The following is a 20,499-nucleotide window of genomic DNA, read 5'->3' as shown; positions in this document are numbered from 1 at the left end:
GAAGGAGCCAATCCGGCGAGGGGCTTACTTGGTGTCCTGGACGCGCTTGACCAGGTCTTTCAGCTTCGCGTCCGTGATGAACTTGTCGTACACCGGCTTCATCGCGGCCTGGAACGGGGCCTTGTCGACGTCGATGATCTCGGCGCCGCCGGCCTTCACCGTGGCCAGCGACTTCACTTCACGCTCCTGCCACTGCTTGCGCATGTAGGGCACCGATTCCTTGGCGGCCTGGCGAATCCAGCCCTGTTCTTCGGCGGAGAGCTTGTCCCACGCGCGCTTGGAGAACAGCAGCATCTCGGGCGCCATCGAGTGCTCGGTCTTGCTGTAGTACTTGGCGACCTCGAAGGCGCGCGCGCTTTCGTAGGTGGGGTAGTTGTTTTCCGCGGCGTCGATGAGGCCGGTCTTCAGGCCGGTGTAGACCTCGCCCATGGGCATCGGCGTGGCGTTGGCGCCCATGGCTTCGAGCATCGACACCCACAGGTCGGACTGCTGCACGCGCACTTTCAGGCCCTTCATGTCGGCGAAGTTGCGCACGGGCTTCTTGGCCGTGAACATCGAGCGCGCGCCGCTGTCGTAGTAGGCCAGGCCCACGAAGCCCTGCTTCTCGCATGACTTCAGGATCTCTTCGCCGATCGGGCCGTCGAGCACCTTGTGCAGGTGTTCGACCGAGCGGAACAGGAAGGGCATGGTCGGCACCTGTGTCTCGGCGCAGATGTTGTTCATGGGCGCGATGTTCACGCGCACCATCTGCAGCGCGCCGATCTTGGTCTGCTCGATCGTGTCTTTCTCGTTGCCGAGCGCGCTGTTGTTGAAGACCTTGATGCTGTGCTTGCCCCCGGACAACGCCTTGAGCCGTTCGCTCATGAACTTCACGGCAGTCACCGTGGGGTAGTCGTCGGGGTGGATGTCGGCCGAGCGGAACTCGGTGGCGCCTGCAGCCAGCGTGGTCAACGCGGCTGCAGCGCCGGCAGCAAGTGCGATGAGTGTTTTGTAGAGCTTCATTTGTCTCGTCCTCTTGGTGGTTGTCGTGAACAGAAAGAAAGGGGTCAGCCGAACGCCGGCTCGGGCACGCCGGCCACGCCGGGGCGCAGCGCGAACACGCCGCCGGCCAGCGGCTGGTCCGACAGGTCGATGCCGCCGGGGCGGATCGAGGTGACGAACAGCGTGTCGAGGCTCGGACCGCCGAAGGCGCACATGGCGGGCTTCTTCACCGGCACGGCGAGCGAGCGGTCGAGCCGGCCGTCGGGCGTGAAGCGGTGCACCAGGCCGGCGTCGTTGCCGCAGATCCAGTAGCAGCCGTCGACGTCCATCGCCGCGCCATCGGGGCGGCCGGGCAGGGGATTCATGTCGACGAACAGGCGGCGGTTGTGGGGCGTGCCGGTGTCGGTGTCGTAGTCGAAGGCCCAGACGGCCTGCACGCTCGGGTGCGAGTCCGACAGGTACATCGTGCGGCCGTCGGGGCTAAAGGCCAGGCCGTTGGGCACGATCAGGTCGTCCAGCTGCAAGGCCGCGCCGTCGTCGCCGGGGCCGTGACGGTACAGGCGGCCGACGCGCGAGCCTGCGGCCATGTCCAGCAGCATCGTGCCGGCCCAGAAGCGGCCTTGCCGGTCGCTGCGGCCGTCGTTGAAGCGCATGCCCGGCGCGGCGTGCGCCACCGGGGCGAGCGGCGTGGCCGCGAGCGTGCCGTCGGTGCGCTCGCGCAGCGAGAACAGGCCGCTTTCCATGCCGGCGATCCATTCGCCGGGTTGGCCTGCACGCGGTGCGATGCAGGCGATCATTTCGTCGGCGCGCCACTGCGCATGGCCTTCGCTGGCGTGCCAGCGGTTCAGCGTGCGCGCGGGAATGTCGACCCAGTACAGCGCCTGCTGCGCGGCCAGCCACACCGGGCTTTCGCCCGTGCCGTTGCGCGCGTCGAGAACGAGTTCGGCTTGCATGCGGTGCTGCGGGCCGTTCAGTCGCCGAACGGGCCTTGCGCGGTGAAGGCGCCGCCCTGGTAGATGGCGTTCGGATCGGTGGGGGCCACCAGCGGCTGCGCCTCGACCTTGTCGCGGAACACCTCGGAGCTGTCTTGTGGCACGAAGCCCAGGTGCGCGGCGGCGGCGTTGTCCCACCACAGGTCGCGGTTGGCCGACATGCCGTAGACCACCGTGTGCTTCACGTCGGGCGTGAAGAGCGACTTCTGGATCAGCGTCGTGAGGTCGCGGTAGCTGAGCCAGGTGCTCATCATCCGGCGGTTGAGCGGCTCGGGGAACGAAGAGCCGATGCGGATGCTCACCGTCTCGATGCCCCAGCGGTCGAAGTAGAACTGCGCCATGTCCTCGCCGAAGGACTTCGACAGGCCGTAGTAGCCGTCGGGCCGGCGCGCAGCGTGCGCGTCGATGTGTTCGTCCTGCTTGTAGAAACCGATCACGTGGTTCGAGCTGGCGAACACCACGCGCTTCACGCCGTGGCGGCGCGCGGCCTCGTACAGATTGAACACGCCCTTGATGTTGGCTTCGAGCACTTCTTCGAAAGGGCGCTCGACCGACACGCCGCCGAAATGGGCGATGGCGTCGCAGCCGGCCACCAGCGCGTCGACCGCGGCCTTGTCGGACAGGTCGCAGGGCACGACTTCTTCATGCGCGCCCGTGGCCGGCGCGATGTCGGCGATGTCGGAAAGGCGGATCACGTTCGCAAAAGGCGCGAGCCGTTCGCGCAGCACGCGACCCAGGCCGCCGGCGGCGCCGGTCAGCAGCAAGCGGCCGAGCTGGGGGGAGGGGGCTTCAGGCGTCGACATGTCTTCGGGATGTGTGAGGGGAAGCGGAGGAGGTGGACAACGTCGTCACCGTCTTTTTAGGTGATAAGTTATCTGTTGTCGTACAACTGTGAGAGGATTATGATCGTCGTCATGGCCTCAACGACTGCGGGTAATCCCGAAGTTCAGACAACGACCGCTGACAACCCGGCGGGCAACGCCGCTTTCGTGGGGCGGCCGCGCCAGCGCGCGCGCGGCCTGGCGCACGGGCTGGTGGAAGACCTGGGCGAGAAGATCCGCAGCCAGTCGCTGCGCCCCGGCGACAAGTTGCCCACCGAGTCGGCCATCATGCAGGCCTACGGCGTGAGCCGCACCGTGGTGCGCGAGGCGCTGTCCAAGCTGCAGGCGGGCGGGCTGGTCGAGACGCTGCACGGCGTGGGCACCTTCGTGCTGCAGCCGCGTCCGGGCGGCATGGGCGGGGTGTTCCGCCTCGATCCCGGCGAGATCGCGACCTCGGTCGACGTGCTCGCCGTGCTCGAGCTGCGCATCAGCCTGGAGACCGAATCCGCCGGGCTGGCCGCGAGCCGGCGCACTGACGAGCAGCTGGTGGCGATGCGCCAGGCGCTCGACACCTTCGAGCAGAACGTCAAGGTGGGCGGCGACACGGTGGGGCCCGACTTCGCCTTCCACATGGAGATCGCGCAGTCGACCGGCAACCCCTACTTCGCCGACATCATGCGGCACCTGGGCACGACGATCATCCCGCGCACGCGCATCAGCGCGATCCGCGTGCAGGACGGCAGCTACCTGAGCCGCGTGAACCGCGAGCACGAGGAAATCTATGCGGCCATCGCGCGCCGCGACCCCGAGTCGGCACGCGCCGCGATGCGCATCCACCTGACCAACAGCCGCGAGCGGCTGCGCATGGCGCAGGAAGCTGCGCAGCAACAGAAAGCCAGGGCGGAAGCGGCCGGTCGCGGCGCCGCCTCGTCCGACAACACCCCTTCGCGCTGAGTTCGCCCCGGGTTTTCGGGGCTCAAGTCTGGACAAGCTGATTCTCTAGTTGTACGATGACTGATAACATGCAGCGCCATCGCGGCCCCGCATGCCTGCATCGAACCTCAGGAGACAGCCCCCATGACCGTCAACCGACGCGGCGCGCTCGGCGCCGCCCTCGCCACCACACTGGCCGCCAGCCTGCCCCTGCACGCGTTCGCGCAAGGGGCGGGCGGCACCTGGCCTTCCAAGCCCATCCGTCTCATCGTGCCGTACCCGCCGGGCGGCTCGTCGGACATCATTGCGCGCGCCATCGGCCAGCCGCTGTCCGAGGCGCTGGGCCAGCCCGTGGTCATCGAGAACCGTGCGGGCGCCAACGGCAACCTCGGCGCCGACATGCTGGCCAAGGCGCCGGCCGATGGCCACACGCTCATGCTGTGCGACCTCGGCGCGCTGGCCATCAGCCCGTCGCTGTACCCCAAGCTGCCGTTCGATCCGTCGAAGGACCTGCGCAGCGTGGCCATGCTGGCGTACTCGCCGCACCTGCTGGTGGTGCACCCGTCGGTGCAGGCCAACACGCTGAAGGAGCTGGTCGAGCTGTCGAAGAAGAGCGACCTCAACTTCGCCGTCACCGCCAGCGGCAGCACCGCGCACCTCGCGGGCGTCGAACTGCAGCGCAAGAGCGGCGCCAAGTGGGAGTACGTGCCCTACAAGGGCGGCGTGCAGGCCGTGCTCGACACCGTCGCGGGCCAGACGCAGGTGCTCATGAACGGCATGCTGGCCACCTACCCGCATGTGCAGAGCGGCAAGCTCAAGCTCATCGCGGTGTCGAAGTCGACGCGCATGCCGCTGATCGGCAGCGTGCCGACCATCGCGGAGCAGGGCGTTCCCGGCTACGAGTCGGGCACATGGCAGGGCATGGTCGCGGCACGCGGCACCCCTGACGCGGTGATCGCCCGGCTCAACAAGGAACTGGTCCGCATCATCCGCACGCCCGACATCCGGGCGCGGCTGGCGGGGCAGGGCGCCGAGGTCGTGACCATGACCGCGCCCGAGCAGGACCAGTTCTTCGCCAAGGAGCGCGCGCGCTGGGCGCAAGTGATCCAGCAGGCCAATCTCAAGCTCGATTGAGCGATCCCTTCTTCTTCTTTTCTCTTTTTCATTTTTCACTGGACGACTTCCGATGAACCCGCAAGAACTCAAGACCATCATGGGCTCCGGCCTGCTCTCGTTCCCGCTGACCGACTTCGACAGCAACGGCGACTTCAACAAGAAGGGCTACATCGAGCGCCTCGAATGGCTGGCACCCTACGGCGCGAGCGCGCTGTTCGCCGCGGGCGGCACGGGCGAGTTCTTCTCGCTGACGGGCGACGAGTACCCCGGCATCATCCAGACGGCGGTCGACACCTGCCGCGGCAAGGTGCCGATCATTGCCGGCGCCGGCGGCCCGACGCGCTTCGCCATCCAGTGCGCGCAAGCGGCGGAGAAGGCCGGCGCGCACGGCATCCTGCTGCTGCCGCACTACCTCACCGAAGCCGGCCAGGAAGGCCTGGCCGCGCACGTCGAGGCCGTGTGCAAGAGCGTGAAGTTCGGCGTGATCGTCTACAACCGCGCCTCGAGCCGCCTCAAGCCCGACACGCTGGCCCGCCTGGCCGAGCGCAACCCGAACCTCGTCGGCTTCAAGGACGGCGTGGGCGACATCGAGGCGATGGTTGCGATCTTCCAGAAGATGGGCGACCGCTTTGCCTACCTGGGCGGCCTGCCCACGGCCGAGGTCTATGCCGCGGCCTACAAGGCGATGGGCACGCCCGTGTACTCGTCGGCGGTCTTCAATTTCATTCCGAAGACGGCGATGGATTTCTATCACGCGGTCGCCAACGACGACATGGCCACGCAGCACCGCCTGCTGAAGAACTTCTTCATGCCCTACCTGGAGTTGCGCAACCGCGTGCCCGGCTACGCCGTGAGCATCGTGAAGGCGGGCGCCAAGCTCGTCGGCCACGACGCCGGCCCCGTGCGCGCGCCGCTGACCGACCTGAAGCCCGACGAGATGGACGCGCTCAAGGCGCTCATCGACACGCTCGGCCCGCAGTAAGCCGGCACTGATCGCAGTAGTCGACAGCACCACAGAACAACAGGAGACAACGACATGCTCATCAGGAAATTCTTGCTCGCCGCCGCAGCGACCGCCGTGTTCGCGGGTTGTGCCGCCAGCGGTGGCGGCAGCACCAGCGCAGTGGACGAGCCCGCGGTTGCCGCGGCGGCCGAGCGGCTGCGCGTCGCCATGGTCGACCCGACGCCCGCCGCGCTGCGCGCGCTGGTGGCCGACGACCTGAGCTACGGCCATTCGGGCGGCAAGGTCGACACGCAGGCCAGCTTCATCGCCGACCTGCTCGACGGCAAGTCCGACTTCGTGACCATCGCCATCACCGACCAGACCGTGAAGGTCGTCGACGGCCGTACGGCCATCGTGCGCCACACGCTCACGGCCGACACCAACGACTCGGGCAAGCCCGGCAAGGTCGCGCTGAAGATCCTCGGCGTCTGGCAGAAGCAGGGCGGCGAATGGAAGCTGCTCGCACGCCAGGCTGTGCGCCTTCCTTCCTGATCGGACCACCGCGCATGAAGAGAACGCAATTCCTGGCGACGGGCCTCGCGCTCGCCGCCACCGCGCTGCTGTCGCCGCTGCACGCCTGGGCGCAGGCCGATGCATGGCCGCAGCAGAAACCCGTGACGATCATCGTGCCGTTCCCGGCTGGCGGCTCCACCGACATGGTGGCGCGCGCATTGGCGCAGCAGCTGCAGGGCAAGCTCGGCGGCAGCTTCGTGGTCGACAACCGCCCCGGCGCCACCGGCACCATCGGCACCGGCTTCGTGAGGCGCGCACTGCCCGACGGCTACACGCTGCTGGTGTCGTCGCTCGGCGCCTTCGTCGTCACGCCGCACCTGCAAAAGAGCGTGCCCTACGACGCCACCAAGGACTTCGACTACATCAGCGTGCCCGTGCAGGCGCCCAACGTGCTGGTCACCAACGTCGCACGGCCCGAACACACCGTGGCCGACGTGCTCGCGCTCCTGCGCAAGACGCCGGGCAAGGTCTCGTTCGCGAGCTCGGGCAACGGCTCGTCCGACCACCTGTCGGCCGAACTCTTCTGGCAGCAATCGAAGACCGAAGGCGTGCACGTGCCCTACAAGGGCGGCGCGCCGGCGGTGAACGACCTGCTGGGCAACCAGGTCGACTTCTCGTTCCAGAACGTGAACGCCGTGCTGCCGCACATCCGCGCCGGCAAGCTGCGCGCGCTGGCCGTCACCGGCGACAAGCGCTCGCCCGTGCTGCCCGACGTGCCCACGCTCGCCGAGGCCGGCGTGAAGGGCGCCGAGGTCTATTCGTGGCAAGGCATGGCCGCGCCCAAGGGCCTGCCCGCCGCCACGAAGAAGAAGCTGAGCGACGCGGTCATCGCCGCCATGCAGGACCCCGAGACCAAGAAGCGCATGCTCGACCAGGGCCTGGAAATCGTCGCCAGCACGCCCGAGGACTTCACCGCCTTCCAGTTGCGCGAGTGGGCGCGATGGAAGACATTGATCGACACCCGTCACATCACCGCAGACTGAGCCACCGAGCCCGAAGATGACCTCTCCTGAATCCGCTGCTTCCTCCGTCGTGTCGGGCGCGCCCGTCGTCACCGCCATGCGTGTCGTGCCCGTCGCGGGCCACGACAGCATGCTGATGAACCTCAGCGGCGCGCACGGCCCGTTCTTCACGCGCAACCTCCTGATCCTCACCGACAGCGCCGGCCACACCGGCGTGGGCGAGGTGCCGGGCGGCGAGAAGATCCGCCAGACGCTCGAAGACGCGCGCGACCTCATCGTGGGCCAGCCCATCGGCAACCACAACGCCGTGCTCAACCGCATGCGCAGCGCGTTTGCCGCGCGCGACAGCGGCGGGCGCGGCCTGCAGACCTTCGACCTGCGCGTGACCATCCATGCCGTCACCGCCGCCGAAGCCGCGCTGCTCGACCTGCTGGGCCAGCACCTGGGCGTGCCCGTGGCCGCGCTGCTCGGCGAAGGCCAGCAGCGCGATGCGGTGCAGATGCTCGGCTACCTTTTCTACGTGGGCGACCGCACCAAGACCGATCTGCCGTACGAGACCGACCCCGGCGCCGACAACGACTGGTTCCGCCTGCGCCACGAGGAAGCGATGACCCCCGAGGCCATCGTGCGCCTGGCCGAGGCCACGCATGCGCGCTACGGATTCACCGACTTCAAGCTCAAGGGCGGCGTGCTGCGCGGCGAGGAAGAGGTCGAAGCCATCCGCGCGCTGCACGCGCGCTTTCCGCAGGCGCGCGTCACGCTCGACCCGAACGGCGGCTGGCTGCTGGCTGACGCCATCCGCCTGTGCCGCGACCTGCACGGCGTGATGGCCTATGCCGAAGACCCGTGCGGTGCCGAGGGCGTGTTCTCGGGCCGCGAAGTGATGGCCGAATTCCGCCGTGCCACCGGCCTGCCCACCGCCACCAACATGGTCGCCACCGACTGGCGCGAGATGGTGCACAGCCTCTCGCTGCAGTCGGTCGACATCCCGCTGGCCGACCCGCACTTCTGGACCATGCAGGGCTCGGTGCGCGTGGCGCAGCTGTGCCAGGCCTGGGGCCTGACCTGGGGCTCGCATTCGAACAACCACTTCGACGTGTCGCTCGCGATGTTCACGCACGTGGCCGCCGCGGCACCCGGCAAGGTCACGGCCATCGACACACACTGGATCTGGCAGGACGGCCAGCGCCTCACGAAGGCACCGCTGCAGATCGAGGGCGGCCTCGTGCAGGTGCCCACGCGCGGCGGCCTGGGCATCGAGCTCGACATGGTCGAGGTCGAGAAGGCGCACCAGCTGTACCTGAAGCACGGCCTCGGCGCGCGCAACGACGCGCAGGCGATGCAGTACCTGATTCCCAACTGGACTTTCGACAACAAGCGGCCTTGTATGGTGCGCTGAAGGAAACGACGCAATGCAGAACTTCGACAACCTCATCAACGGCGAATGGCTGGCAGGCCACAGCTACAGCCCCAACATCAACCCCAGCAACCTGGCCGACGTACTGGGCCAGTACACGCAGGGCGACAAGGGCCAGGTCGACGCCGCCGTGGCCGCCGCCACCGCCGCCTTCCCCGCCTGGGCGACGGGCAGCATCCAGGCGCGTTCCGATGCGCTCGACAAGATTGGCACCGAGATCCTGGCGCGCAAGGAAGAGCTGGGCACGCTGCTGGCGCGCGAAGAGGGAAAGACCAAGGCCGAAGGCATCGGCGAGGCCACGCGCGCGGGGCAGATCTTCAAGTTCTTCGCGGGCGAGTGCCTGCGCCTCGCGGGCGAGGTGCTGCCGTCGGTGCGGCCGAACATCGGCGTGGAGATCACGCGCGAGCCGGTGGGCGTGGTCGGGCTCATCACGCCGTGGAACTTCCCCATCGCCATTCCCGCCTGGAAGATCGCGCCCGCGCTGGCCTTCGGCAACTGCGTGGTGCTCAAGCCCGCCGACCTCGTGCCGGGCTGCGCGTGGGCGCTGGCCGAGATCATCAGCCGCTCGGGCATTCCGGCCGGCGTGTTCAACCTCGTGATGGGGCGCGGCAGCGTGATCGGCGATGCGCTGGTCAACCACCCTGGCATCCATGCGATCAGCTTCACGGGCTCGGTGGGCGTGGGCTGCAACATCGCGATCCAGTGCGTCACCCACCACAAGAAGGTGCAGCTCGAAATGGGCGGCAAGAACCCGCAGGTGGTGCTCGACGACGCCGACCTCGCGCAGGCCGTGGAGCTCAGCGTGCAAAGCGCCTTCTACTCGACCGGCCAGCGCTGCACGGCGTCGAGCCGCCTCATCGTGACCGAGGGCATCTATCCGAAGTTCATCGAGGCGATGAAGGCGCGCATGGCGAAGATCAAGGTCGGCGACGCGCTGGCGCAGGGCACCGACGTGGGGCCGGTGTCGTCGAAGTCGCAGCTCGACCAGGACATGGAATACGTCGCCATCGGCAAGGGCGAAGGCGCCACGCTGGCGGCCGGCGGTGAACTGCTGAAGCTGGAGACGGACGGCTACTACATGTCGCCGGCGCTGTTCAGCGAGTCCGCCGCGAACATGCGCATCAACCGCGAGGAAGTGTTCGGGCCGGTGGCGAGCGTGATCCGCGTGAAGAACTACGAAGAGGCACTGGCGACGGCGAACGACACGGAGTTCGGTCTGTCGGCCGGCATCGCGACGACCTCACTGAAGTACGCGACGCACTTCAAGCGGCACAGCCAGGCGGGGATGGTGATGGTGAACCTGCCGACGGCGGGGGTGGACTATCACGTGCCGTTTGGCGGTCGCAAGGGCTCGAGCTATGGGCCGCGTGAGCAGGGCAAGTACGCGCAGGAGTTCTTCACGACGGTGAAGACGGCTTACACGCTGGCCTGAGAACCCGTCAGGTTGGTGGCAGCGAGGCCGGTGGCGCCCGACGACGGCGCCGCATCCAGAGTTCGATCAGCTCGAACAGGCCTTCGCTGACCAGCGCCATCGCCGCAGCCGGCAGCGCGCCGGCCATCAACAGCTCGCGATCATTGAGCGCGAGGCCCGTCACGATGCGCTCACCGAAACCGCCCGCGCCGATGAAAGCCGCGATGGTGGCCGTGCCGATGGCGATCGCAGTGGCTGTTCTCACGCCGGCCAGCAGCGTGGGCAACGCGAGAGGCAGCAGCACCAGCTGAAGGCTCTGCGGCGGCGTCATGCCCAGCGCGGTGCCGGCCAGTCGCAGGCCGTTGGGCACTTCGGTTAATCCGGTCACGGTGTTGCGCATGATCGGCAGCAGCGAGTACAGCGTGAGCGCGATGAGTGCGGGCAGGGCGCCGATGGCGCCGAGCAGCGAGATCAGCACCGCGAGCAGCGCCAGCGACGGCACGGTCTGCATCACGCTCGCAAAGCCCAGCACCACGGCGCGCAGCCGAAGGTGCGGAAACACGAGGATCGCGAGCGGCACGCCGATAAGGATGGCCACGCCGACCGACACCGCCACCAGCAGCAGATGCTGGCGTGCGAGCGGCCAGAGGTCGGGCCCGAAGAGCTTGGCCGTGAAGCCGCGCGCGGCGCTCGGCGGCGTCTTGCCGTTTTTGGTGGCGCCGGCGAGGAAGTCGCGCGCGATGGTGTCGAAGCGCACGCCCTGCAGCTCGGCGCGCGCGTTCATCGCGATCATCGCGTGCTCGTCGATCTTGCCTTCGAGCGCCTGCAATGCGGCCCAGGCCTTCGGCAGCCGCGCGGGCAGGTCGAGGCGGTAGAGCACCACCGCGTCGTAGCGCGGAAAGTACTGCTTGTCGTCCACCAGCACGCGCAGGCCGAGGTGGTCGATCTTGGCGTCGGTGGTGTAGATGTCGATGGCGTCGATCTGCTTGGCCGTCATCGCTTCGTAGGCCAGGCCGTGGTCGAGCCCGGTCGGCGTCTGCGTGAAGCCGTAGCGCGCAGCCAGGCCCTTCCAGCCGTCGGCGCGGCCGATGAATTCGTTCGACAGTCCGATGCGCAGCTCGGGGTGCCGGGCCAGGTCGCTCAGCGTGCGCAGCCCGAGCTTGTCGGCGTCGGCGGCGCGCACGGCCAGCGCGTAGCCGTCGTTGAAGCCCAGCGGAATCGCCACGCCCAGCCCGAGCGGCGCGAGCGCGGCGTTCATCGCTTCGCGCGTCTCGGCGGGCGAACCCTTGAGGATCTCGAGCGCGATGGTGCCGGTGTATTCGGCGTACAGGTCGATGGCGCCCGAACGCAGCGCCTCGTACACGATGGCCGTGTTGCCCAGCCCCTGCCGCACGACGGGCGCCGATGCGGTGTGCGGCGCGGCGGTCTGCGCCAGCACCTCGGCCAGGATGTACGACTCGGTGAAGCGCTTGGAGCCGACGCGCAGCGTCTCGTCGGCGGCCTGCGCGCGGGGTGCGGCGGCGGCCAGCCAGAGCATCGCGAAAAGCCACAGGGCGGGGAGCCAGAAGCTGCGAGGCAGGTGCATCCGGGTCAGTGTATCGGCATCGCCGCGCCCGCCGTACCCGTCCGTCTCCTACACGCCGTGGTGCGTGAAGCCGATGCGCCACGGGCGCGCGGCGGCCCATAGTGGCCGTCATGAAAAAAACCAGGCACGCGCCCCCCGGTCCCGACATCCACGGCCTGCGCGAGCTGCCCGGCCTGCGCGTGGACGGCTACAGCCTGCAGCTGCGCGACAAGGACGGCTTCGTCGGCGACCAGGCCAGCCAGACGGCGTTTCGCGAACTGCTCGAGCGCTGGCGCAAGCGGCGCCGCAAGGCCGGCCGTGACCCGCTGGGCGCGGCCCACTCGCGCGACCTGAGCAAGAAGCAGCTCGACCGCGCGCTGCAGGAAAAAACCGCCACGGCCGCCGGCGACGTGATGCATGGCGCCATCGAGGAGTTCGCGCAAGAGCTGGCCTTCGTGGTCCAGCGCTTCATGCGCCAGCCCTCGTGGCGCAAGGTGCAGCGCATCGTGGTCGGCGGCGGCTTTCCCGAGAGCGATGTGGGCGAGCGCGCGATCCTGCAGGCGGGCGCGATGCTCGAAGACCTGGGCGTGCACGTGCAGCTGGGCCGGCTGTCGCACAACGTGGACGACGGCGGACTGATCGGCTGGGCGCACCTGACGCCGCCGCCCCTGCTGAAGGGGCACGACGCCATCCTGGCCGTGGACATTGGCGGCACCAACGTGCGCTGCGGCATCGTGAAGACGCGACACCGCAAGGCGCCCGACTTCTCGCGCGCGAAAGTGGTCAAGCGAGAAAAGTGGCGCCACGCCGACGACGGCCCGAACCGCAGCCACATGGTCGAGCGCATCGCCGACATGCTCGAAGATATGGTCATCTATGCCGATTGCCACAAGATCCGGCTCGCGCCCTTCATCGGCATCGGCTGCCCGGGGTTGATCCGCGCCGACGGCTCGATCGCGCGCGGCGCGCAGAACCTGCCGGGCGACTGGGAGAGCCGGGCCTTCCACTTGCCGGCCGCGCTGTGGCGGCGGCTGCCGATCATCGGCTCGGGCGCGACGCTGGTGCTCATGCACAACGACGCGGTGGTGCAGGGCCTGAGCGAGCTGCCCTTCATGCGCGACGTGCGCCACTGGGGCGTGCTGACCATCGGCACCGGGCTGGGCAACGCCAGCTTCACGAACCGGCGTTGAGCGCTGCCTTTTACAGGTCTTCGGGCCGCAGTTCCGCGCCGACGCGCGCGGTGGCCGAGGTGGTGGCGACGTTGCCCGCCGCATCGGTGGCGCGCAGCTCGATGTTGGCCAGGCCCGCGCGCGCGGGCGTCCAGCTGCAGGCGTAGGGCGCGGCGCGCAGCGCGCAGACGGTCTTGCCGTCGACGATGAAGGCCAGCTCGGCCACGCCGACATCGTCGGTCGCGCTGCCCGTCAGCCGCACCGGCAGGCCGGCGGCCGACGCCGCCATGGACGGCACGTTCAGCGTGACGGTCGGTGCGGTGGTGTCGGCCGGCGCGCGCACGATCACCTGCGCCGACGCGACCTCGGCATTGCCCGCGGCATCGATGGCGATCACGCGGACGATCTGCACGCCCGGCGCGGTCGGCGTCCAGTGGCAGGTGTAGGGTGGGGCGGTGAAGGTGCAGATCGGCAGGCTGTCGGTGCCGATCACCTTCACGCCGAAGACGCCGACGTTGTCGACCGCCACGGGCGCCAGCGCCACGGGCTGGCCCACAGTCGCCATCGAGGGCGCGGCCAGGGACACGGCCGGCTTCTGGCTGTCGGGCACGCCCAGCGGCAGGTCGATGGTGAAGGCCGCCTGCCCCTGCACCGCCTTCTGCTCGAAGGCGTCGAAGATGGTGAACCAGGTGGCGCCCGGTGCGCGGCCCGGAGCCTGGGCCTTCACGAGCAGCGTGGTCTTGCCGACGGCGAAGCAGCTGAAGCCGCAGCGCCAGTCGAACACGAAGCGGCCTTCGGCATTCGTCGTGCCCTGCGCGATCGGCTCCAGCGGCTTGCCGACGCCCGGGTCGCGCCACACCGACACCGGCGCGCCGACCAGCACGGCGCCGCTCTCGCGCTCGGTCACGCGCACCTGCGTGGCGGTGGTCGCGGCCATGAACTTCGAGCTGCCGAGCTTGGGCCAGTCGCGCCAGTCGGTGTTGATCTGTGCCTTGGTGCCTTCGGTGAAACGGATCAGGCCGAGTGTGGCGACGCGGTTGGCGGCCGGGTCGTAGCGTTGCTCGAACACGGTGCCCAGCAGCGGGTCGAGGCGCCAGTGCTGGCGCGTCCACCAGTAGCGGTCGGTGTGCTTCACGAGGGCGAGGTCGCTGGCGGGCGCGGTCTCGGTGGTGTCGGCGACGGCGATGGCGTTGTAGTACTCGCCCGAGCCGGCACCGAACACATGCTCCAGCTCGTGCAGCAGGGTCTTGAGCTGGCGGCCGAGGTAGTCCTTCTCGGTGGACTCGGGCGCGGCCGGCGTGATGGCGCGCGACAGGCGCAGCGGGTCGTGGATGGCGGTCCAGTTCAGGTTCCAGGTCACGCCGGTGGGCGGGAAGGTGGTGCTGGTGGTCAGGCCGCCGTGGCTGTAGCCGCGCTTGGACGGGCCGACGCAAAGCACGATCTCGCCGCCCGCCACGCCGCTGAAGCCGCAGGGCGGCGCCGCGCCGGGCGCGACGAGCTGCAGGTCTTTCGCGGGGTCGAAGGTGAAGCTGCGCACGGTCTCGCGCTGGAACACAGTGTTGAGGTCGGCCACGTACTGCGCGAGCCGGCGGCCGGCCTCGGGCGCGCCGATGTCGGCCGCCAGTTGCGGGTCGATGAAGAAGCGCAGGCGGTGCACGCTCGGCGTGGCGCGGCCGACTTCGTTCAGGGCCGCCCAGGCGGGAGCGGCGGACAACGGCAGCAGCAGGGCCAAAACGACAGGCAAGGCTGCGCCCAGCCGGCGCGCGAGCGCCAGCAGCGAATCAATGAAAGGCATCGATTTTTCTCCCCGTGCTCAGGGGAATCCGGCAGTGATCGACAACAAAGGGGACCGCTTGGGGCCGCGCGAAGGTGTCGCCCGGCGCCCAGCGCACAGACCCCGCGGCGACCGCCTTTGCCGGTCACGCTCCTGCATCGCATCGAGGTCGCCGAAGGCGATACGCCCTGACGGGCGCCGATGCTTCTGAAGTGCGGGGGACTACTGGTTGCTCATTCAGTGCGGAGGGCGGGCGGACCGCTCATTCCTCCCCACGATGTGGCAACAATCAGTGAACCTTTATCTTAATTTCTGGGCTCGTAGGAAGGGAACTGGCCTCGCTGTAGTGGTGCCTGTTATTTGGGCACTTTCTCACGACAACGGCGGTACGAATGGCGCTTCGGTGGGCCCCATGAGGCCGGGCCGGAGCGGGCTGCCCCGCGATGCAGGGGGCTCCGAAGGAACATTCATCCACCGGAACCGGTGGCGATTCTAGTGTGAATGTTCAATTGGTTGCAATTGTGTTGCATTCTCGCATCTTTGGCGATGCGCCGCCCACCTACAGCTGGAAGGCGACGGTCAGCAGCAGCCCTTCGGCCACGTCGCGCAGCAGCCCCGGGCGCCGCGCGCGGTAGGGCTCGCCGGCCGAGGCCGTGGTCTCGATCCATTCGGCCAGCCATTCGATGTCGTCGTGGCCGTAGAACACCACCGCCGCCTCGTGGTTCAGCAACAGGCTGCGCAGGTCGAGGTTGATCGAGCCGCACATCGCCAGTTCGTCGTCGACCACCACGGCCTTGGCGTGGGCCATGAAGGGCAGCATGCGAAAGCTCACGCCCGCGCGCGCGAGGTCGCGCATGGCGCGTGCGCGCACGAAGTCGGCCAGCCGGTGGTTCGACTGCGCGGGCATCGCGATGGTCACCTGCACGCCGCGCCGCGCGGCGAGGCGCAGTGCGTCGCGCAGGCCGTCGCCGGGCACGAAGTAGGGCGTGATCGCGAGGATGCGGTGCTCGGCGCGAAAGCAGGCGTCGATGAGCAGCGCGTGCGCCGTGTCCTCGGTCTGGTCGGGGCCGCTCGGCAGGAACTGGGCCATCGCGCAGCCGGGCCCCGCGGGCACGTCGGCGGCGGTGATGGCGCGCGCCTTGCGCCCGCGCACCGAGCTCCAGTCGTGGTCGAACTGGCGCGCGGCGGCGGCGGCCACGCTGCCGTGCAGGTCGAACGACAGGTCGTGCCAGGCTTCGGGGTGCTTGTCGTTGCCGGAGAAGTACTCGCCCGCGAGGTTGCGCCCGCCCGACCACAACCAGCGGTCGTCGGCGATGGTGAGCTTGCGGTGGTTGCGCAGGTTGCGCGGCCCGATGCGGCGCAGGCTGAAGAAGGGGCGGAACACCGCCACTTCGCCGCCGGCCGCGCGCAGCCGGTCGAAGTGATGGCGCGGCAGCGAGAGCGCACCGAAGCCGTCGAGCAGCACGCGCACCTTGATGCCTTCGCGCGCGCGCTGTGCGAGCCGCGCCAGCACGGCGTGGCCGAGCGCGTCGTCGCCGATGATGAAGGTGCACACGTCCAGGCGCTGGCGCGCACCGTCGATCACCTCGAACAGCGCCTCGCGCGCGGCCTCGCCGTCGGCGTGCATGCGGATCGCGCAGCGCCCGGGCGGCGCCAGGCCGAAGCTCTCGATCAGGTCGGCCGCCCAGTGGCCCGGCGGCAGCGAACGCGGCGGCCGGGGCGCGCCGGCCGGGCGCAGCTTGCGCTGGCCGAACAGCAGGTACATCGGCAGGATCGCGTAGGGCATGAGCACCAGCCCCATGACCCACGCGATGGCGGTGGTGGGGGCGCGCTGCTCGCGGCGCGTGCGCGTGGTCAGCACATAGACCAGCAACGCGAAAGTGACGGCAAGAAAATGCTGCGAAGGGGAGGGCAGCCAGTCGAAGAGGGTGTCCGGCATGGGCGGGTGATGCCTCGGTGCCCGCTCAGCGCTGCAGGAAGGCCGGCACGCCGCGCCCTTGCGAAGCCAGGAACCGCATCATCGGATCGACCACCGCGCGCACCGCGGGCCGCGCGCCCACGCGATCGCGCCAGGCCACGAGGCGCGGAGTGGCCTCGGTCATGCCGGCGCCTTTGCGGTCGGCGAACACATGCGCCATGTAGAAGGCGATGTCGGCGAAGGAGTAGGGGCCGGCCAGGTGTTCGCGCGTGGCGAGCAGACCCTCCATCTCTTCGTAGAAGCGCGCGCAGGCGGCGCAGGCTGCGACCGCCGGGGCGCTTTGCATGGCGTCCTGCAAGCCGAAGAGCTTGATGACGTTGGGGAAGAACACTTCGTCCGACTTCTGCTCGAGCTGCCGTGCACGTGCCCGGTCGGCAATGCCTTTGGGCCACAGTGGGAAGGCGGGATACTGATCTTCGAGGTACTCGAAGATCTGCGTCGAGTCGAACAGCGCGACCTCGTCGTCGACCAGCACCGGCACCTGCTGCTTCGCCGGGTTCACGCGCAGCACCTCGGGGTGCTTGGGCTCGTAGGCGTCGTCGGTGGTGAACGGCACCATGGTGAGCTCGAAAGTGATGCCTTTTTCGTACGCGGCGATCTGCACCTTCGCGCCGAACATGCTGAGGGGGCCGGAGTAAATCTGCGTCGTCGTCATGCCCCCGACTTCAACAGAAACCGCGCGTCAGGTCGAGCCCCAGACTTCCTGCGCCGTCTCGACGACAAGGCGCAGCTTGTTGCGCTGCGCTTCCACCGCGATGTTGTTGCCGTGCACCGTGCTGGAGAAGCCGCACTGCGGCGACAGCGCGAGCTGGTCGAGCGAGGCGTACTTGCTGGCGTCCTCGATGCGGCGCTTGAGCTCGTCCTTGTCTTCCATCTCGCCGAACTTGGTGGTCACGAGGCCGAGCACCACGGTCTTGCCCTTGGGCAGGTAGCGCAGCGGCTTGAAGTCGCCCGAGCGGGCGTCGTCGTATTCCATGAAGTAGGCGTCGAGGTCCATCTCCTTGAGCAGCGCCTCGGCCACCGGCTCGTAGTTGCCGGCCGCGGCGTGCGTGCTCTTGAAGTTGCCGCGGCACAGGTGCATGGCCAGCAGCATGCCCGGCGGCTTCTGCGCCACCACCTTGTTGATGAAGGCGGCGTAGCGGTGCGGCAGCTCGTTCGGGTCGTCCCCGCGCTTGCGGGCGGCTTCGCGCATGTGCTCGTCGCACAGGTAGGCGAGGTTGGTGTCGTCCATCTGCACGTAGGTGCAGCCGGCGGCGGCCAGCGAGCGCAGCTCGTCGCCATAGGCCTTGGCGACGTCGTCGTAGAACACCGGGTCGAGCTCGGGGTAGGCGTCCTTGCTGATGCCCGCGCGTCCGCCGCGGAAGTGCAGCATCGTCGGCGACGGGATCGTCACCTTCGGCGTGCGGCCGGCCGAGACCTGGCTCTTGAGGTACTGGAAGTCGGCGAGCTGGATGTCCTTCACGTGGCGCACCTTGTCGATCACGCGCATCGCGGGTGGCGCCAGTTCCTCGGTGCCGTCGGGGCGGCGGATGGTGACCGGAATGTCGGTCTTCACGCCGCCGAGCTGGTCGAGGAAGTCGATGTGGAAGTAGGTGCGGCGGAACTCGCCGTCGGTGATGCTCTTCAGGCCGATGTCTTCCTGGAAGCGGACGATCTCGGTGATGGCCTTGTCTTCGACCTCGCGCAGTTGCGCGGGCGTGATCTGGCCCTTGGCTTTCTGCTCGCGGGCTTCGAGCAGGTATTGCGGGCGCAGGAAGCTGCCCACGTGGTCGTAGCGGGCGGGCAGGGCGGCATGCTGGGACATGGAATGAACTCCGTCGTGACTGTGAACGAGCGGAATCCTAGCGCCTTCGCGAAAAGCCTGTTTGTATACGTAGACATTGGTGTTTACCCTTTATTAAGGGGTTTCGAGCTGGAATTTCTCGTAGTTCTGTATACATTGCGTATTCATGAAGACGCCCACGACCGCCTTTCCGCTCAACGCCTGGTATGCCGCCGCCTACGACGTCGAAGTGCGTCACGCGCTGCTGCCACGCACCATCTGCAACCAGAAAGTGGTGCTGTTCCGCCGCACCGACGGCCAGGTGGCCGCGCTCGAAGACGCCTGCTGGCACCGGCTGATGCCGCTGTCGCTGGGCCGCCTCGAGGGCGACGAGCTGGTCTGCGGCTACCACGGCCTGGTCTACAACAGCCAGGGCCGCTGCACCCACATGCCGAGCCAGGAAACGCTCAACCCTTCGGCCTGCGTGCGCAGCTTTCCGGTGGTCGAGAAGCACCGCTTCGTGTGGATCTGGCCCGGCGACCCGGCCAAGGCCGACCCCGCGCTGGTGCCCGACATGCACTGGAACGACGACCCGGCCTGGGCCGGCGACGGCAAGATGATCCGCGTCCACTGCGACTACCGCCTCGTGGTCGACAACCTCATGGACCTCACGCACGAGACCTTCGTGCACGGCTCGTCCATCGGCAACCGCGAGGTGGCCGAGGCGCCCTTCGTGGCCACGCACGGCGACCGCTCGGCCACCGTCACGCGCTGGATGGAGAACATCGACGCGCCGCCGTTCTGGGGCAACCAGATCCGCCATGCGCGCGGCTACACGGGCAAGGTCGACCGCTGGCAGATCATCCGTTTCGAAGGCCCGTGCACGGTGAACATCGACGTCGGCGTGGCCGAGGCGGGCAGCGGCGCGGTGCCGTCGAACGACAACGCCGGCGACCGCAGCAAGGGCGTCAACGGCTACGTGCTCAACACCATCACGCCCGAGACCGACAAGACCTGCCTGTACTTCTGGGCCTTCGCGCGCAACTACTGCCTGGGCGAGCAGCGCCTCACGCACGAGCTGCGCGAGGGCGTCTCGGGCATCTTCCGCGAGGACGAGATCGTGCTCGAGGCGCAGCAGAAAGCCATCGACGAGCACCCCGACCACCAGTTCTACAACCTCAACATCGACGCCGGCTCTATGTGGGCGCGCCGCCTCATCGACCGCATGATCGAGAAGGAACGGCCCGCGCGCGCCGCGATCCCGATCCGTCCCGTCCCAGAGAGCCAGGCCGCGTGATGAAGGTCGCCACCGTCTCTCCCGCCGAGCCCGGCGACAGCGGCAGCTCGCAGGCCGTGAAGGCGCAGCTGCGGCTGCGCGAAATGATCCTGGCGGGCGAGCTGCCCGGCGGCGCGCGCATTGCCGAGGTCGCCATTTCCGAACAGCTCGGCGTGTCGCGCACGCCGGTGCGCAGCGCGCTGATGCGGCTCGAGCAGGAAGGCCTGCTCGAAGCCCTGCCCAACGGCGGCTATGCGGTGCGCACCTTTTCCGAACGCGACGTGGCCGACGCCATCGAGTTGCGCGGCACGCTCGAAGGCCTGGTGGCGCGGCTGGCGGCCGAGCGCGGCGCGGCGCCCGTGGTGCTGCGCGAAGCGCGCGCCTGCCTCACGCGCATCGACGAGCTGCTGCGCGAGCCCGCGCTCGACGACGCGGCCTTCTCGCGCTACGTGACGCACAACGAGAAATTCCACGCGCTGCTGTGCGAGATGGCGGGCAGCCCCGTCATCGCGCAGCAGCTCGAACGCGTGGTCAACCTGCCGTTCGCCTCGCCCTCCGGCTTCGTCATCGTGCAGGCCAATTCGCCGGCCGCGCGCGACATGCTCGTGATCGCGCAGGACCAGCACCTGCAGGTGCTCGACGCCATCGAGTCCGGCGAGGGCTCGCGCGCCGAGGCGCTGATGCGCGAGCACAGCCGCATCGCGCGGCGCAACCTGCGCGAGGCGCTGCACGGCACGCCGAGCGCCGAACAGCGCCCGCTGCCGGGCGTGCAACTGATCCGCCGTCGCGGCTGATCGACGACTTCTTTTTCTTCTCTTTCCCTGCTG

Annotated in this window: 18 protein-coding genes; 10 read left to right on the top strand and 8 right to left on the bottom strand. The window is 68.7% G+C overall.

Going from position 1 to position 20,499, the window contains the following annotated elements; genetic code table 11:
• Positions 1-24: 24 nt before the first annotated feature.
• The 3 genes from AC07Q9_RS01155 to AC07Q9_RS01145 are packed head-to-tail and all read right to left on the bottom strand — an operon-like array spanning position 25 to position 2,776.
• Positions 25-1,002, bottom strand: coding sequence for a TRAP transporter substrate-binding protein (locus AC07Q9_RS01155; RefSeq protein ID WP_489057487.1), 978 nt, complete (start codon positions 1,000-1,002; stop codon positions 25-27).
• A 44-nt stretch (positions 1,003-1,046) separates the two neighbouring features.
• Positions 1,047-1,934, bottom strand: coding sequence for an SMP-30/gluconolactonase/LRE family protein (locus tag AC07Q9_RS01150; RefSeq protein WP_495306942.1), 888 nt, complete (start codon positions 1,932-1,934; stop codon positions 1,047-1,049).
• A gap of 17 nt (positions 1,935-1,951) precedes the next feature.
• Positions 1,952-2,776, bottom strand: a complete 825-nt coding sequence (locus AC07Q9_RS01145) for an NAD-dependent epimerase/dehydratase family protein (RefSeq protein WP_495306941.1) — start codon at positions 2,774-2,776, stop codon at positions 1,952-1,954.
• A gap of 111 nt (positions 2,777-2,887) precedes the next feature.
• Here AC07Q9_RS01145 and AC07Q9_RS01140 point away from each other — a divergent pair, with 111 nt between their 5' ends.
• The 7 genes from AC07Q9_RS01140 (at position 2,888) to AC07Q9_RS01110 (ending at position 10,170) form a co-directional block, all read left to right on the top strand.
• Positions 2,888-3,748: a FadR/GntR family transcriptional regulator gene (locus AC07Q9_RS01140; protein ID WP_495306940.1), complete on the top strand. Its 861-nt coding sequence runs from the start codon at positions 2,888-2,890 to the stop codon at positions 3,746-3,748.
• A gap of 123 nt (positions 3,749-3,871) precedes the next feature.
• Positions 3,872-4,861, top strand: a complete 990-nt coding sequence (locus tag AC07Q9_RS01135; RefSeq protein WP_307585986.1) for a Bug family tripartite tricarboxylate transporter substrate binding protein — start codon at positions 3,872-3,874, stop codon at positions 4,859-4,861.
• A 52-nt stretch (positions 4,862-4,913) separates the two neighbouring features.
• A complete protein-coding gene (gene kdgD / locus AC07Q9_RS01130) occupies positions 4,914-5,825 on the top strand; it encodes a 5-dehydro-4-deoxyglucarate dehydratase (RefSeq protein WP_492681126.1) in 912 nt (303 codons plus the stop codon).
• Between the two features lie 54 nt (positions 5,826-5,879).
• Positions 5,880-6,338: a nuclear transport factor 2 family protein gene (locus tag AC07Q9_RS01125; protein WP_495306939.1), complete on the top strand. Its 459-nt coding sequence runs from the start codon at positions 5,880-5,882 to the stop codon at positions 6,336-6,338.
• Positions 6,339-6,352: 14 nt separating this feature from the next.
• Complete coding sequence (locus tag AC07Q9_RS01120; RefSeq protein WP_495306938.1) at positions 6,353-7,342, top strand: Bug family tripartite tricarboxylate transporter substrate binding protein; 990 nt, start codon at positions 6,353-6,355, stop codon at positions 7,340-7,342.
• 16 nt (positions 7,343-7,358) lie between these two features.
• Positions 7,359-8,720 carry a glucarate dehydratase gene (gene gudD, locus AC07Q9_RS01115; RefSeq protein ID WP_495306937.1) on the top strand — a complete coding sequence of 454 codons (1,362 nt, stop codon included), beginning with the start codon at positions 7,359-7,361 and terminating at the stop codon, positions 8,718-8,720.
• Between the two features lie 13 nt (positions 8,721-8,733).
• Positions 8,734-10,170: an aldehyde dehydrogenase family protein gene (locus tag AC07Q9_RS01110; RefSeq protein ID WP_495306936.1), complete on the top strand. Its 1,437-nt coding sequence runs from the start codon at positions 8,734-8,736 to the stop codon at positions 10,168-10,170.
• A gap of 7 nt (positions 10,171-10,177) precedes the next feature.
• Here AC07Q9_RS01110 and AC07Q9_RS01105 read toward each other — a convergent pair whose 3' ends face one another.
• Complete coding sequence (locus tag AC07Q9_RS01105; RefSeq protein ID WP_495306935.1) at positions 10,178-11,734, bottom strand: ABC transporter permease/substrate-binding protein; 1,557 nt, start codon at positions 11,732-11,734, stop codon at positions 10,178-10,180.
• A 110-nt stretch (positions 11,735-11,844) separates the two neighbouring features.
• Between AC07Q9_RS01105 and AC07Q9_RS01100 the strand changes: the two genes are divergently transcribed.
• Positions 11,845-12,903 (top strand): ROK family protein, encoded by a 1,059-nt coding sequence (locus tag AC07Q9_RS01100; protein ID WP_495306934.1) that lies wholly within the window; start codon positions 11,845-11,847, stop codon positions 12,901-12,903.
• 10 nt (positions 12,904-12,913) lie between these two features.
• On the opposite strand, the gene AC07Q9_RS01095 is transcribed toward AC07Q9_RS01100, so the two are convergent.
• The 4 genes from AC07Q9_RS01095 to AC07Q9_RS01080 form a co-directional block, all read right to left on the bottom strand.
• Positions 12,914-14,677, bottom strand: coding sequence for an Ig-like domain-containing protein (locus AC07Q9_RS01095; RefSeq protein ID WP_495306933.1), 1,764 nt, complete (start codon positions 14,675-14,677; stop codon positions 12,914-12,916).
• A 538-nt stretch (positions 14,678-15,215) separates the two neighbouring features.
• Positions 15,216-16,595 carry a phospholipase D-like domain-containing protein gene (locus tag AC07Q9_RS01090; RefSeq protein ID WP_489057475.1) on the bottom strand — a complete coding sequence of 460 codons (1,380 nt, stop codon included), beginning with the start codon at positions 16,593-16,595 and terminating at the stop codon, positions 15,216-15,218.
• A gap of 25 nt (positions 16,596-16,620) precedes the next feature.
• On the bottom strand, positions 16,621-17,289 hold the full coding sequence (locus AC07Q9_RS01085) for a glutathione S-transferase family protein (RefSeq protein ID WP_495306932.1): 669 nt from the start codon (positions 17,287-17,289) through the stop codon (positions 16,621-16,623).
• 27 nt (positions 17,290-17,316) lie between these two features.
• Complete coding sequence (locus AC07Q9_RS01080) at positions 17,317-18,438, bottom strand: 5-methyltetrahydropteroyltriglutamate--homocysteine S-methyltransferase (protein WP_159272603.1); 1,122 nt, start codon at positions 18,436-18,438, stop codon at positions 17,317-17,319.
• 145 nt (positions 18,439-18,583) lie between these two features.
• On the opposite strand from AC07Q9_RS01080, the gene AC07Q9_RS01075 reads away from it, so the two are divergent.
• Together AC07Q9_RS01075 and AC07Q9_RS01070 are read left to right on the top strand one after the other, a co-directional pair.
• Positions 18,584-19,693 carry an aromatic ring-hydroxylating dioxygenase subunit alpha gene (locus tag AC07Q9_RS01075; protein WP_495306931.1) on the top strand — a complete coding sequence of 370 codons (1,110 nt, stop codon included), beginning with the start codon at positions 18,584-18,586 and terminating at the stop codon, positions 19,691-19,693.
• Complete coding sequence (locus AC07Q9_RS01070; protein ID WP_062470623.1) at positions 19,693-20,466, top strand: GntR family transcriptional regulator; 774 nt, start codon at positions 19,693-19,695, stop codon at positions 20,464-20,466. The genes AC07Q9_RS01075 and AC07Q9_RS01070 overlap by 1 nt, the downstream gene beginning before the upstream one ends.
• Positions 20,467-20,499: the final 33 nt, after the last annotated feature.

The organism is Variovorax sp. GW821-FHT09A10 (genome assembly GCF_059418385.1).
Note: the sequence above shows the minus strand (reverse complement) of the source record. Positions and strands in the feature narration are given on the sequence as shown.